Here is a 13,812-nt window from a genome sequence, read left to right as displayed (position 1 = left end):
GTTATGAAGCCTGAGCGCAGGAGGAAGGCTCAAGGATCGTTTCCCGGAAACAGGCGGCCAGTTGTTCTGCTGGCGTGGCCAGCAGCATGTCCAGCGTTTGCGGGTTTTGCAGCTCACTAAAAAGACGGCGCAGCAACTTCATTTGCGCCGCCGGGTTTTCAACAATCAACGCGATAATGAGCGAAACCGCGACCTCTCCATCATCATCAGCCTGTTGAAAATTCACCGGTTTGTCCGGGCGAATCAGGTAGATAGCAGGGCTTTTGGCATGTACCGCTTCACAGTGCGGAATGGCGACTGCATGGCGCTCAAGAGCAATGCCAGTGGGATAATTCAGCTCTCTTTCCAGGAGTGCTGCGGGATAAGAGGCATGTACGACACCTTTCGCCAGCATCTCTTCGCCAATGTGTGCCAGCGCCTGCTGGCAGGTTTCGAACTCAATTCCGGTACGGACAAAAACGTGACTCATACAAACTCCGGGCATCAGGCTTTTTCAGGGGTGCAGCCAAAACGGTAGGCGCGTAATACATCTTGTATTTTGTCGATGATGAGATTTTGCGGTGTTGCAGCGATCTCATTCATGGATAAACGTTCGAACTGAACCGGCATAAACTGGCTAATAAGACCCAGCGGCAGTGAAATCGCGTCCAGATTGGCGAGCAGTTTTTCGACGCTCTGGCGAATTCGCGGATGCGGCCAGTAATAACGAATACGGTCAGATAAGCTGAAATGAATATCGACCATGGCCTGACTCCAGGTAGGGCGATAGTACTTTTTCCAGTAGTCCGGCTCGTTCAGCATCACTTCGTCGATAACGTCGAGCACGTGGCTACGCTGTTCCGGCGCGACCAGCTCATTTTCCATCTGCGCAAGGGCAAAGATGGCTTCACGCAGCGCAAAGGTCAGCGCCGGGCCCACTTTCAGAATGGCAAAGTGATCGTTCACCAGCGCGCGATAGGCCTGGCGGGTCTGGTAATCGGTGGAGTGCGCCTCATAGACCATGGGCGTCTGGCGGATCCAGCCAGACAGCGCTTCTGCGGCCTGTGGTTGATAGTGAATAATTTGGGTGTGATCGAACTCCACGCCTGGCTGAACCACGATAGCGATAACGCGCTTCATGGCCTCGTCCAGCCCCAGAGCACCAAATGCCACACGGTGCGTTTCCAGCGTTTGTGCGGCATCTTCAACGCGAGTGACATGCACGCTATCAATGCTGCTGGCTTCGCCACCTGGCACCGGCACCTCAGTACCAATGACGTAGGTCAGTGCGGCTTTTTGTTCATCGCTGGCCACCTCTTCTGCCGCCTGGCAAAGGCGTGCGGCACGTTGCGCCACGACTTTAGGTGCGAGCGGGACCGGATCGTCCGCGCAGGACATCGAAGCGTCAAGGTGGATCTTGCTAAAGCCCGCACGCACGTAAGCCTTGATAAGCTCGATGGATTTTTCCATGGCCGCATCGGCAGGTTCGTTCTGCCAGCAGTTTGGCCCCAGATGATCGCCACCGAGGATCAGGCGTTCCTGTGGGAACCCTACTTCTTTGGCGATATTCAGGACGAAATCGCGAAAATCGTCTGGCTGCATCCCGGTGTAGCCGCCAAACTGGTTGACCTGGTTTGAGGTCGCCTCAATCAACACTTTGTTGTTGGTGTTCAGGTCAAAACGCAGCGCGGCTTCGATGACCAGCGGGTGCGCTGAACAGACTGAACAAATGCCGAGATGCTCTCCAGCCTTGTGGTGGGCAATAATATCTTTCACGTTTTCCTCCGGTTAATAGCTGAATGCTGTGGTATTGCGCAGGGATCAGAGCTTCCCTTCACAACCGCAATCGGTAATGACTTTACGAACCACCTCTTTCATCGCGGTTTTTGCTGGCACCATGTAATGACGTGGGTCACTGGCATCCGGGTGGGCAGAGAAGTAGTTCTTCAGGGCGTTTGAGAAGGCAATTTTGAGTTCGGTGGCGACGTTAACCTTGCAAATCCCCAGCGCAATGGCGTGGCGGATATCCGCAGTCGAAAGCCCGGATGCGCCGTGTAATACCAGGGGGATATCCACATTGCTGCGGATTTCGGCCAGTCGTTCGAAGTCGAGTTTCGGCGTGGCGGTATACAGGCCGTGTGCGGTGCCTATCGCGACCGCCAGAGAATCAATGCCGGTCAGCGCCGCAAATTCGTGTGCCTGTTGTGGATGGGTGTAGAGCGCATCTTTACTGTCGACAACCAGGTCATCTTCCTGGCCGCCTAATCGTCCGAGTTCCGCTTCTACACTCACGTCGTAACGATGGCAGTAGTCAGTCACTTTTTTGACCAGCGCGACGTTGTCGGCAAACGGAAGGTGGGAGCCATCGATCATAGCTGAGCGAACCCCGGCCTGGACTTTCTGTGAGATGTCGTCGAAGACTTCGTGGTGATCCAGGTGAATGGCCAGCGGCTGGTTGTAGGTTTTGGCCAGATCGCTTGCGATCGCCACCACATTGCCGATCCCGGCGTAGCTGAACGTGCCGGGCGTTCCCGCAACGATCAGAGGGGAGCGCATTTCAGAGGAGGTTTCGACCACCACTTGCAGCGTTTCGAGATTGTGAATGTTGAATGCCGGAACGGCGTAACCTTCTCGCTGTGCCTTTTGCAGCATCGCTTTCGTTGAGATAACGTACATCTTTCCTCCGAAACCTTTCGTTTTGTTTATACGAAAGAAGATATAGGGTTTCGGAATGTTTTTTTGTGATTCACATCTTAAAAATGAAAGAAGCGAAAGTGAAAGTAAGTATGCGAAAGAAACGAAAGCAAAAAAAAAGCATGGCCGGAGCCATGCTAATCGAGGTTTACTGCAAAATCAGGTCACCGGCGCCGGGTTAAACACCGCCAGCTGGTTATGTAATCCCCATTGGTCAGAGAAGGTTTTCTTGCGACCACTTGCCACATCCAGAATAAAGTGGAACAGTTTCCAGCCCACCTCTTCAATGCTCTCTTCCCCGGTGGCAATGGTCCCGGCGTTAATGTCCATTAAGTCATACCAGCGGTTGGCAAGCTCGGTACGGGTCGCCATTTTAATGACAGGCACTGCCATCAGGCCGTACGGCGTGCCGCGCCCGGTGGTAAAGACCTGCACCGTAATGCCGGACGCCACCTGTTGCGTGCCGCAGACAAAATCACTGGCTGGCGTTGCGGCGTAGATCAGGCCGCGTTTGGTTGGGCGCTGGCCCGGAGAGAGCACTTCCACAATGGCGCTCTGGCCGGATTTGGCGATCGATCCCAGGGCTTTTTCCACCACGTTCGCCAGGCCGCCTTTTTTGTTACCCGGAGACGGGTTGGCGCTGCGGTCGGTTTGGCCCATATCGAGATAATTATCGTACCAGGCCATCTCTTCCAGCAGGCGTTTACCCACCTCTTCGTTGATGGCGCGTGGCGTCAACAGGTGGATGGCGTCACGCACTTCGGTGACTTCAGAGAACATCACCGTTGCGCCGCAGCGTACAAACAGGTCAGAGGCATAGCCGACCGCCGGGTTAGCGGTTACGCCGGAAAACGCATCGCTGCCGCCGCACTGCGTGCCGACCACCAGCTCAGAGGCCGGGCAGGTTTCACGCTGGCGCTTGTTCAGTTTATCCAGATGGCGTTCTGCAACCTGAAGAATATCGTCGACCATCGATTTGAAACCGACATGGTGCTCATCCTGTAAACGCACAATACTGGCATCGTCCACCGGAATGGCTTTTACGTCATCAGTACCTTGCAGCAGGCGCTCTGGTTGCAGCTTCTCGCAGCCCAGACCAATAACCATTACTTCGCCGCCAAAGTTCGGGTTCAGGGCGATATTGTGAATAGTACGGATAGGCACAACGGCCGCCGGCGCGTTGATGGCCACGCCGCAGCCGTAAAGGTGGTTCAGGCCCACCACGCCGTCCACATTCGGGTATTTCGGCAGCAGGTCGCGTTCGATGATTTTCACCACATAGTCCACCACGCCCGCCACGCAGTGGACGCTGGTGGTAATGCCGAGCAGGTTTTTGGTGCCGACGCTGCCGTCTGCATTGCGATAACCTTCGAAGGTATAACCTTCCAGCGGCGGCAGCGGTTCAGGAACGCGGGTCGCCAGCGGCAGCGTATTCAGCGGCGGTGCTTTTGGCAGCTCAACCAGGGACTCTTCAATCCAGCTTCCTTGCGGGATGGCACGAACCGCGTAGCCGATGATCTCGCCATAACGAACGATTTCGCCATGAGCAGGGATATCCACCAGGGCAACTTTATGTCCTTGTGGAATATGCTCAATCAGTTCCAGCCCGTCCGGGAATCGGGTTCCGGCTTTTAAACCGTTGTCGTTGACAATAATCGCCACATTATCTGTGTCGTGTACTTTTATATAGAACGCCGTCGGCGACGCTTGTCGAATTTCAATGTCGGCCATTGTTCAGTATTCTCCAGCAAAGTGTCTGATAATAAATGCAGCTGATTGGGTATTTATTTTCTTATTAGCGAAATAAAGACGCTGCTTTCTTAAATAAAGAATGTCAGGACTTAAGGGATAAGAATGTGATCCAGATCACTCAACAAAACCAGAGATAGCGCGTCCTGGTCAGTAATGCGTGATTCTGTGCATCAGCGCCCAGTGCTTTGTGCATATGCTCAATATATTATTGAAATGGGGTGTGATAATTGAGCATTAAAACAATGTGCAGTCGCCGGGTGATGATTATACTGAATCACGATTTCATTGCATCTGGTTAATTACCTGATATTGCCTGCTATCGATAAATAATCAGGAAATATTCTTTCTAAAAATTATAAATATAAATCTATCGATGTGCCCGAGGAAATAAACATGATACTGGATACTACTGTAGAAGCTAAAAAGGGTGTGCCCACCCGCTATTTAATTCTACTGATTATATTTATCGTTACGGCCATCAACTACGCTGACCGTGCGACACTATCGATTGCTGGTACTGAAGTGGCGAAGGAGCTGCAACTGAGTGCCGTATCGATGGGGTACATCTTCTCTGCATTTGGCTGGGCGTACCTGCTGATGCAAATCCCCGGCGGCTGGCTGCTGGATAAGTTTGGCTCCAAAAAGGTCTATACCTATAGCCTGTTTTTCTGGTCGCTGTTCACCTTCCTGCAAGGTTTCGTCGATGTCTTCCCGCTGGCCTGGGCAGGCGTGTCGATGTTTATCATGCGCTTTATGCTTGGTTTTTCGGAAGCACCGTCTTTCCCGGCTAACGCCCGCATTGTGGCGGCCTGGTTCCCGACGAAAGAGCGTGGCACGGCGTCTGCCATCTTTAACGCCGCGCAGTATTTCTCGCTGGCGATCTTCTCGCCGCTGCTCGGCTGGCTGACCTTCGCCTGGGGCTGGGAACATGTCTTTACCGTAATGGGTGTGATTGGTTTCGTGCTGACCGGTATGTGGGTGAAGTTCATCCATAACCCAACCGATCATCCACGGATGTCTGAGCAGGAGCTGAAGTTTATCTCCGATGGCGGTGCAGTGGTTGATATGGACCATAAAAAGCCAGGTGCACAGGTAGCGAGCGGTCCTAAGCTCCATTACATCAAACAGTTATTGACCAACCGCATGATGCTGGGCGTATTTTTTGGTCAATACTTTATCAACACCATCACCTGGTTCTTCCTCACCTGGTTCCCGATTTATCTGGTGCAGGAAAAGGGAATGTCGATTCTGAAAGTGGGTCTGGTTGCCTCTATTCCGGCGCTCTGCGGGTTTGCCGGCGGCGTGCTCGGCGGGGTGTTCTCGGATCGTCTGATTAAGCAAGGTAAGTCGATTACCCTGGCGCGTAAGCTGCCGATTGTACTGGGAATGCTGCTGGCCTCTTCAATCATCCTGTGCAACTACACCGATAATACCGCGCTGGTGGTAGCCCTGATGGCGCTGGCGTTCTTCGGCAAAGGGTTTGGCGCGCTGGGCTGGCCGGTGATTTCCGATACGGCGCCAAAAGAGATTGTGGGCCTGTGCGGTGGTGTGTTTAACGTCTTTGGTAACGTGGCGTCCATCGTGACTCCACTGGTAATTGGTTATCTGGTCAGTGAACTGCATTCGTTCAACGCGGCACTGGTATTCGTTGGCTGTTCAGCGTTGATGGCGATGGTCTGCTACCTGTTCGTAGTCGGCGACATCAAACGTATGGAATTGCAGAAATAAGCAAAGGTATAAGCGATGAGTAACGATATCTTCCCGAATAAGTTTAAAGCGGCCCTCGCGGCACACCAGATCCAGATTGGCTGTTGGTCAGCTCTGGCAAGCCCAATCAGCACAGAGGTGCTCGGCCTGGCAGGGTTCGACTGGCTGGTACTGGACGGCGAACATGCGCCGAACGATATCAGCACCTTTATCCCACAGCTGATGGCGCTGAAAGGCAGCAACAGTGCGCCGGTCGTTCGCGTCCCGACTAACGAGCCGGTGATCATCAAGCGTCTGCTGGATATCGGTTTCTATAACTTCCTGATCCCGTTTGTGGAAAACGTTGAGGAAGCGGTGCAGGCCGTGGCATCTACACGCTACCCGCCAGAAGGCATTCGCGGCGTGTCTGTTTCTCACCGCGCCAACATGTTTGGCACCGTGCCGGACTACTTTGCGCAGTCCAACAAGAACATCACCATCCTGGTGCAGATTGAGAGCCAGCAGGGTGTCGATAACGTCGATGCCATCGCGGCGACCGAAGGCGTTGACGGTATTTTCGTTGGCCCAAGCGATCTGGCTGCCGCATTCGGACATCTCGGCAATGCGTCTCACCCGGAAGTACAACGCGCCATCCAGCATATTTTTGCCCGTGCCAAAGCGCACGGCAAACCGTGCGGCATTCTGGCCCCGGTTGAAGCTGATGCCCGTCGCTACCTGGAATGGGGTGCGACGTTTGTTGCCGTCGGCAGTGATCTGGGCGTATTCCGCTCTGCCACGCAAAAACTGGCTGATTCCTTTAAGAAATAACCACCCCTGAGAGAAAGAGAGAGACGCAATTATGACACTGAAAATTGGTTTTATTGGCCTGGGTATCATGGGTAAACCAATGAGTAAAAACCTCATTAAAGCAGGTTACTCACTGGTGGTTTCTGACCGTAATCCAGAAGCGGTTGCTGAAGTGATTGCCGCAGGGGCAGAAACAGCAACCACCGCCAAAGCCATTGCCGAGCAGTGCGACGTGATCATCACCATGCTGCCAAACTCACCGCATGTGAAAGAGGTTGCTCTGGGTGAGAACGGCATTATCGAAGGCGCCAAACCGGGCCTGGTAGTGATTGATATGAGTTCGATCGCCCCGCTGGCGAGCCGTGAAATCAGTGAAGCGCTGAAAGTGAAAGGCGTGGATATGCTGGATGCCCCGGTAAGCGGTGGTGAACCCAAAGCGATCGACGGCACGCTGTCGGTGATGGTGGGCGGTGATAAAGCGATTTTCGACAAATACTACGACCTACTGAAAGCGATGGCGGGCTCTGTTGTCCACACCGGCGAAATCGGTGCAGGTAACGTGACCAAGCTGGCAAACCAGGTGATTGTGGCGCTGAACATTGCCGCCATGTCCGAAGCGCTGACACTGGCAACCAAAGCAGGTGTAAACCCGGATCTGGTGTATCAGGCTATCCGCGGCGGTCTGGCAGGTAGCACCGTGCTGGATGCGAAAGCGCCAATGGTGATGGATCGTAACTTCAAACCAGGTTTCCGTATCGACCTGCACATTAAAGATCTGGCGAATGCGCTGGATACCTCTCACGGCGTGGGCGCACAGTTGCCGCTGACCGCGGCGGTAATGGAAATGATGCAGGCGCTGCGTGCCGATGGTCTGGGCACCGCCGACCACAGCGCGATTGCGTGCTACTACGAAAAACTGGCGAAGGTAGAAGTCTCTCGCTAATAAAAACGGGCGCGGGAACGCGCCCGGTATTTTTGCCGAGTGCAGTAACAGGCTACAACTATGAAAATCGTAATCGCTCCAGACTCTTATAAAGAAAGCCTTTCTGCCACCGAGGTAGCTCAGGCGATAGAAAAAGGATTTCGGGAGATCTTCCCCGATGCACTTTATGTTTCTGTTCCTGTTGCCGATGGCGGGGAAGGTACGGTCGAAGCGATGATTGCCGCAACCCAGGGCGCGGAGCATCATGCCGTTGTGACCGGGCCCCTGGGTGAAAAGGTGAATGCCTGCTGGGGCATGTCCGGCGATGGTAAAACTGCATTTATCGAGATGGCAGCGGCAAGCGGCCTGGCACTTGTGCCTCCTGCGCTGCGTAACCCACTTGTCACCACCTCGCGCGGTACCGGAGAGCTTATCCTCAGTGCGCTGGATAAAGGCGCGCGCAATATCATTATCGGTATTGGCGGTAGCTCAACGAACGACGGTGGGGCTGGCATGGTGCAGGCGCTGGGTGCAAAACTCTGCGATGCTAACGGTAAAGAGATTGGTTACGGTGGCGGTAGCCTGATGGCGCTCAACAGTATCGATTTGTCTGGCCTTGATCCGCGCCTGAAGAGTTGTACCCTTCGCGTGGCGTGTGATGTGACGAACCCGCTGGTGGGGGAAAAAGGGGCATCCCGTATCTTTGGCCCGCAGAAAGGGGCGGATGAGGGGATGATCCTGGAGCTGGATGCCAATCTTAGCCACTATGCGGACGTGATTAGATCGTCCCTGCGCATCGACGTGAAGCATGTTCCGGGCGCGGGTGCTGCTGGTGGGATGGGGGCGGCGCTGATGGCATTCCTTGGCGCAGAGCTGCGCAGCGGTATTGAGATAGTCACTCAGGCGCTTAACCTGGAAGAACATATTCACGACTGCACCTGGGTTGTGACGGGAGAGGGGCGGCTCGACAGCCAGAGTATTCATGGCAAAGTGCCCGTCGGCGTGGCGAATGTCGCCAAAAAATACCACAAGCCGGTGATTGGTATCGCCGGTAGCCTGACCAAAGACGTGGGCGTTGTACACCAGTACGGTATCGATGCGGTGTTCAGCGTACTGACCAGCATTGGCTCGCTGGAAGAGGCTTTCCGGGGAGCATTCGACAACATTTATCGTGCCTCACGCAATATCGCGGCGACTTTGCAGATGGGGATGCGTACGCAAGGGTGACAGCGGCGTGCAAACCCTCTATACTGCGCGCCGAAGCTGACCAGACAGTCGCCGCTTCGTCGTCGTCCTCCTTCGGGGGGAGACGGGCGGAGGGGAGGAAAGTCCGGGCTCCATAGGGCAGGGTGCCAGGTAACGCCTGGGGGGGAAACCCACGACCAGTGCAACAGAGAGCAAACCGCCGATGGCCCACGCAAGTGGGATCAGGTAAGGGTGAAAGGGTGCGGTAAGAGCGCACCGCGCGGCTGGTAACAGTCCGTGGCACGGTAAACTCCACCCGGAGCAAGGCCAAATAGGGGTTCACAAGGTACGGCCCGTACTGAACCCGGGTAGGCTGCTTGAGCCAGTGAGCGATTGCTGGCCTAGATGAATGACTGTCCAACGACAGAACCCGGCTTATCGGTCAGCTTCACCTCATTCAAAAACAATACGTTGGTGTGTCTCAGGCCTTCATAGGTGAAAATGTGACACAGACTGTGATACAAACGAGGCACACCAACGGCTGTTCCATCCCGAATATTCTAAAGCGTGGCAACCGCTACAGCCTTCATTTCCGACTGCCTTCAGGCGGCTTTTTTCGCATGTCTCTGGGTTGCGATTCAGCCAGCAGAGCGGGGTCGGTCCAGCAGCATTTATACCTTTACCTACGTCACCAGGTCAAAGCATTGCCCCTATAGCTAAACCTTTGACACTTCATAAAGTGAATGAAAAAGCAGGAAATATTCACCTTGTAAATTATTCAAAATGCGGTTTTATTTTAAGAGAAAACCCTTTCTTTTTTGTGGTTGTTATTTGTACAATGAATGCCGTATGGAGATTAATATACTGTAATTAGAGGGAGTTATGGCTAAGGGATATATCCTTCATATGTACGATCCCTCCACTTGTGGCGGTCATGTGCTGGAAGGAGCACCAAACAGAAGAACCAATGGGACTTCAGTTGCCCGGATGGGTGATCGGGTATCATGTGGTAAAGATGGCAATACCTACCGCATCGTCGGTGGCATTGGATGGATTAAGACGGATGGTCGCCTTGTTGCAGGCAGTCTGGACAGTTTCAGCAGTTGCCCCTGTAATGCAAAAATCATCCCGCAGATAACCATACAAACCTATGAATCGCGCAGTGAATCCAGAAAAACGGCATCGGTAACTGTAACCACACCGCCGACAATCGTTTCCTCACGTTCATCACCAGTGGTTAGCACTGCTGTACTGCTGCCTGTCCCTGTCTTCGCTAAATCCCGCGAGCGTGGCTCAGGGAATACAGATGCAGGGAAACAACAAGAACCTCATACTAATTTTGCAGAGATGGGCCTGTTCCGGGCAGCACCTGCTGCCGATGCTGTAACAGATTCAGATGCGCCACAGCACGCACAGACGGCAAAGAAAAAACCACAAGCCCCGGAAGATATCCCTAAACCGAAGAAGCGCAGCGCTCTTTATAAGTGGCTAAACGGCAATCACGAAGAGTTACAATACCAGGCCACAGTCGCAGCCGCTGCCAGCGCGACCAGAGCACAGACAGCCACCGCAGGGGCAGGCGTTCTGGAACAAGTTGCCGGGCGATTTGCTACATATGGAACATGGGCGGTACGAGGTGCGGAAATTGCCGCTGGCGGCGTTGGTGCCTCCGTTGCCGGATTCTTAGTAGGCATGATGCCCGGCAAACTCAATGAAGGAGAACAGGACTTCATCGACCGTATGCGGCTTGCACAAATGCGGGAAGCCCCTACGCGTGTTCGCTATTCGTGGGAGAATGACACCAACGGAAATCCCGTACCGCGTGGATATCACACGCCACCGGGTAAAGATATGGTGCGAGTCCGTAAGATGGAATGGGACCGCCGCTATGAGGCGTACACCTTCACCACTGAGGAAGAAAGCCCAGTAACAATCATCTGGACTCCGGACAGTTCGGGAGTTAACACACCATCAAACACAGGCAACCAGACACCGCCACGGCTACCGGGAACCATCCTTGTTAACCCGTTACCGGATGGAACTCAGATCACCAGCACAACAACCCCGGCACCGGATGAGAAAAATTTCGCGGATTATATTCTGATCCTGCCCGTGTCAGACATCCCGCCGATTTATATCTATATTCGCAACAATCCGGGGCAAGTCAAAGGCAAAGGCCAGAAGGTTACTGGCACCTGGTTAGCTGATGCGGGACAGGGTAACGGATCACCAATACCGTCTCAGATAGCAGATAAACTGCGTGGTCGTACATTATCCAACTTTGATGGCTTCAGGGAAGCATTCTGGCAAGAGGTCAGCAAAGACCCTGAACTGTCAAAGCAATTTGATCCACGCAACTTAGCTACGATGAAAAATGGTCGATCCGCCTACGCAAGAAAACCCGATAGCATCGGGCAAAGGGTCAAGTATGAACTTCATCATATTGAAGAAATCAGAAATGGTGGTGCAGTTTATGACGTCGATAATTTAGGTGTCACTACACCAAAGCGGCACATCGAAATTCACCAAGGAAAATAAAATGGCAACGCGTAAAGAAATCACTGATTTTACTGAAGCTGAATTCCTGAGTTTTGTTGAAGATATTTGTATGGATACCTATCCCTCAGAAAAGGCTCATATGGCTGCTGTAGCAGAGTTTGAGCGGCTTTCTGAACATCCGTCAGGTTCTGATTTGATATATTACCCAGAAGAAGGGAAAGGTGGTCCGGTCGCGGTTGTTCAAGAAATCAAAGAATGGCGTAAAGCCAATGGAAAACCCGGCTTTCGAGATGAATAAGTCGCAAATTTTTGAGGCCAAGATGTTATGCCCCTGTTGTGAGCAGTTCGAGTTTAGCGGAGAGGGAAGTTTTGAATTATGCCCTGTCTGTGACTGGGAAAATGATTCAGTTCAGAGCGGTGATCCTGATTATGCTGGTGGAGCTAATATCATGAGCTTGAACGAAGCGCGCGAAGCATTCCGGCAAGGTCGAAAGGTAGGGTAACCCTGCTTTGGCGAATTCAATCTGTGAGTTGAACGGTTGGGTTTTGTCCCGGCCTTTCTTTTGCTTGTAAACCAACTTTATCTGCAACACCAACTGAGATACAGTCTGCGACAGAAGGCAACGCCAGCGCCGTAGATACCCGACGAGTTGAATGAACCCGCTTTATCGGTCAGCTTCAACTTCTTAAAGAACCCCCGCTTCGGCGGGGTTTTTGCTTTTAAACGCCGCCCGGCAATGTTTACAAACGATATCAATTCTCAAATTTGCGACACTTAGCACATTTCACTGTTTTTATCGCTTCAGTATCTCACCGCTCGCCGTTGGCGATCGAAATCACAAAATTTCACGCTAAAAAACCTTCACTTTACAGTGTTGTTAAGTTGTGGCGATTGTTGCTTTAATGGGGATTATTCTTTTCTTAATTGGTGTGTATATATTGAAAATGAATACATTTGTCCTGTAAATGTGTGACGTATTCCACTCTTTCCGTTTGTTTCGGCAAATTATTATTGATAATTTTGATAAAGCATAAAAATCGTTTAAATGAATAATGACTACTTATTAGCCTTTAATTGCCTGAAAGATAGTCTTTATTGATATTGGTAAATAGAATGGTTCTGCTCATGTTATCGCCATAAAATTAATTTATTACGCCTGTATTTATTGATCAATATCAGCGTAATTATGTTTTCATAATGATGCAATTAATTGATATGTATAGTTTTTAATGGGTTTTGATAGTGTGGGGCAACGGTATGAAAAGGCAAATTGTGAGTAACAGCACATACCCCTCTGATTAATATTGAGTAGAATCCTTCCCCGTCATAGGGAAATAAGCGCAGAATATTATGAACACTATTATTCTACCGAAAACACAGCACCTCGTGGTATTTCAGGAAGTCATTAAAAGTGGCTCCATAGGTTCTGCTGCAAGACAACTGGGCCTGACGCAACCCGCTGTCAGCAAAATTATCAACGATATCGAGTCCTACTTCGGTGTTGAAGTGATGGTTCGCAAAAACACCGGCGTAAAACTGACTGCCGCAGGCCAGGTGCTGCTGTCCTACTCTGAGTCGATCACCCGCGAAATGAAAAACATGGTGAGTGAAATTAACAGCCTCAGTTTCAGCACCGTTATGGATGTTTCCTTTGGCTATCCGTCGCTGATTGGTTTTACCTTCCTGTCGGAAATGATCAAAAAATTCAAGGAAGTGTTCCCAAAAGCGCGAGTCTCTATGTATGAAGCGCAGCTCTCCTCTTTCCTGCCAGCCATTCGCGACGGACGACTCGACTTTGCGATTGGCACCCTGAGCGACGAAATGTTGCTTCAGGATCTGCATGTTGAGCCGTTGTTTGAATCCGAATTTGTGCTGGTGGCCAGCAAATCCCGAACATGCACCGGATCGACTACACTGGCATCGCTCACGGATGAACAGTGGGTGATGCCGCAAACCGATATGGGCTACTACAAAGAACTCCTGACCACCCTGCAAGACAACCACATCAGCATTGAAAACATCGTCCAGACCGATTCCGTCGTCACCATCTACAACCTGGTACTGAATGCCGATTACCTGACGGTGATCCCGCGCGACATGATTGCGCCTTTTGGCTCAGACCAGTTTATTATACTGCCGGTTGAAGATGAATTACCCGTAGCGCGTTATGCCGCTGTGTGGTCTAAAAATTACAGTATTAAAAAATCGGCGTCAGTATTAGTCGAACTGGCAAAACAATATTCTTCACTGAACAGTGAACGACGACGATGATTCATTACTAACGTTA

At 52.0% G+C, this 13,812-nt stretch carries 12 protein-coding genes and 1 other RNA gene; 9 read left to right on the top strand and 4 right to left on the bottom strand.

The genetic code is table 11. From position 1 onward, the window contains the following. Position 1: 1 nt before the first annotated feature. From gatA to garD, 4 genes are all read right to left on the bottom strand, one after another. Positions 2-469 carry a PTS galactitol transporter subunit IIA gene (gene gatA / locus ACT9TW_RS02105; protein ID WP_312767920.1) on the bottom strand — a complete coding sequence of 156 codons (468 nt, stop codon included), beginning with the start codon at positions 467-469 and terminating at the stop codon, positions 2-4. Between the two features lie 14 nt (positions 470-483). Continuing rightward, entirely contained in the window at positions 484-1,755 is a 1,272-nt protein-coding gene (gene gatZ, locus ACT9TW_RS02100; RefSeq protein ID WP_446491569.1) for a tagatose-bisphosphate aldolase subunit GatZ, read from the bottom strand. A 45-nt stretch (positions 1,756-1,800) separates the two neighbouring features. Next, entirely contained in the window at positions 1,801-2,655 is an 855-nt protein-coding gene (locus ACT9TW_RS02095; RefSeq protein WP_446491568.1) for a tagatose bisphosphate family class II aldolase, read from the bottom strand. A 177-nt stretch (positions 2,656-2,832) separates the two neighbouring features. Continuing rightward, positions 2,833-4,404, bottom strand: a complete 1,572-nt coding sequence (gene garD / locus ACT9TW_RS02090; protein ID WP_446491567.1) for a galactarate dehydratase — start codon at positions 4,402-4,404, stop codon at positions 2,833-2,835. 414 nt (positions 4,405-4,818) lie between these two features. Here garD and ACT9TW_RS02085 point away from each other — a divergent pair, with 414 nt between their 5' ends. The 9 genes from ACT9TW_RS02085 (at position 4,819) to tdcA (ending at position 13,796) form a co-directional block, all read left to right on the top strand. Then, entirely contained in the window at positions 4,819-6,153 is a 1,335-nt protein-coding gene (locus ACT9TW_RS02085) for an MFS transporter (protein WP_446491566.1), read from the top strand. 15 nt (positions 6,154-6,168) lie between these two features. Continuing rightward, positions 6,169-6,939 carry a 2-dehydro-3-deoxyglucarate aldolase gene (gene garL / locus ACT9TW_RS02080; RefSeq protein ID WP_014071867.1) on the top strand — a complete coding sequence of 257 codons (771 nt, stop codon included), beginning with the start codon at positions 6,169-6,171 and terminating at the stop codon, positions 6,937-6,939. A 31-nt stretch (positions 6,940-6,970) separates the two neighbouring features. After that, positions 6,971-7,861, top strand: a complete 891-nt coding sequence (gene garR / locus ACT9TW_RS02075) for a 2-hydroxy-3-oxopropionate reductase (RefSeq protein WP_446491565.1) — start codon at positions 6,971-6,973, stop codon at positions 7,859-7,861. Between the two features lie 60 nt (positions 7,862-7,921). Next, complete coding sequence (gene garK / locus ACT9TW_RS02070) at positions 7,922-9,067, top strand: glycerate 2-kinase (protein WP_446491564.1); 1,146 nt, start codon at positions 7,922-7,924, stop codon at positions 9,065-9,067. Between the two features lie 32 nt (positions 9,068-9,099). Continuing rightward, an RNA gene (gene rnpB / locus ACT9TW_RS02065) (RNase P RNA component class A) lies at positions 9,100-9,479 on the top strand. A 428-nt stretch (positions 9,480-9,907) separates the two neighbouring features. Next, positions 9,908-11,563, top strand: a complete 1,656-nt coding sequence (locus ACT9TW_RS02060) for an S-type pyocin domain-containing protein (RefSeq protein WP_446491563.1) — start codon at positions 9,908-9,910, stop codon at positions 11,561-11,563. Between the two features lies 1 nt (position 11,564). Next, positions 11,565-11,822 (top strand): bacteriocin immunity protein, encoded by a 258-nt coding sequence (locus tag ACT9TW_RS02055; protein ID WP_446491562.1) that lies wholly within the window; start codon positions 11,565-11,567, stop codon positions 11,820-11,822. Continuing rightward, entirely contained in the window at positions 11,794-12,027 is a 234-nt protein-coding gene (locus tag ACT9TW_RS02050) for a CPCC family cysteine-rich protein (protein WP_446491561.1), read from the top strand. The genes ACT9TW_RS02055 and ACT9TW_RS02050 overlap by 29 nt, the downstream gene beginning before the upstream one ends. 848 nt (positions 12,028-12,875) lie before the next feature. Beyond that, a complete protein-coding gene (gene tdcA, locus ACT9TW_RS02045) occupies positions 12,876-13,796 on the top strand; it encodes a transcriptional regulator TdcA (protein ID WP_182062575.1) in 921 nt (306 codons plus the stop codon). Positions 13,797-13,812: the final 16 nt, after the last annotated feature.

It is taken from the genome of Enterobacter sp. C4G1 (assembly GCF_052886895.1).
This window is presented reverse-complemented; position numbering and strand designations above follow the sequence as displayed.

Bases quoted from the DNA above. Each gene is read 5' to 3' on its own strand.
- garK (WP_446491564.1), top strand. From the start codon at position 7,922: ATGAAAATCGTAATCGCTCCAGACTCTTATAAAGAAAGCCTTTCTGCC.
- tdcA (WP_182062575.1), top strand. From the start codon at position 12,876: ATGAACACTATTATTCTACCGAAAACACAGCACCTCGTGGTATTTCAG.
- garL (WP_014071867.1), top strand. From the start codon at position 6,169: ATGAGTAACGATATCTTCCCGAATAAGTTTAAAGCGGCCCTCGCGGCA.
- ACT9TW_RS02055 (WP_446491562.1), top strand. From the start codon at position 11,565: ATGGCAACGCGTAAAGAAATCACTGATTTTACTGAAGCTGAATTCCTG.
- garD (WP_446491567.1), bottom strand. From the start codon at position 4,404: ATGGCCGACATTGAAATTCGACAAGCGTCGCCGACGGCGTTCTATATA.
- ACT9TW_RS02085 (WP_446491566.1), top strand. From the start codon at position 4,819: ATGATACTGGATACTACTGTAGAAGCTAAAAAGGGTGTGCCCACCCGC.
- garR (WP_446491565.1), top strand. From the start codon at position 6,971: ATGACACTGAAAATTGGTTTTATTGGCCTGGGTATCATGGGTAAACCA.
- gatA (WP_312767920.1), bottom strand. From the start codon at position 469: ATGAGTCACGTTTTTGTCCGTACCGGAATTGAGTTCGAAACCTGCCAG.
- ACT9TW_RS02095 (WP_446491568.1), bottom strand. From the start codon at position 2,655: ATGTACGTTATCTCAACGAAAGCGATGCTGCAAAAGGCACAGCGAGAA.
- ACT9TW_RS02050 (WP_446491561.1), top strand. From the start codon at position 11,794: ATGGAAAACCCGGCTTTCGAGATGAATAAGTCGCAAATTTTTGAGGCC.
- ACT9TW_RS02060 (WP_446491563.1), top strand. From the start codon at position 9,908: ATGGCTAAGGGATATATCCTTCATATGTACGATCCCTCCACTTGTGGC.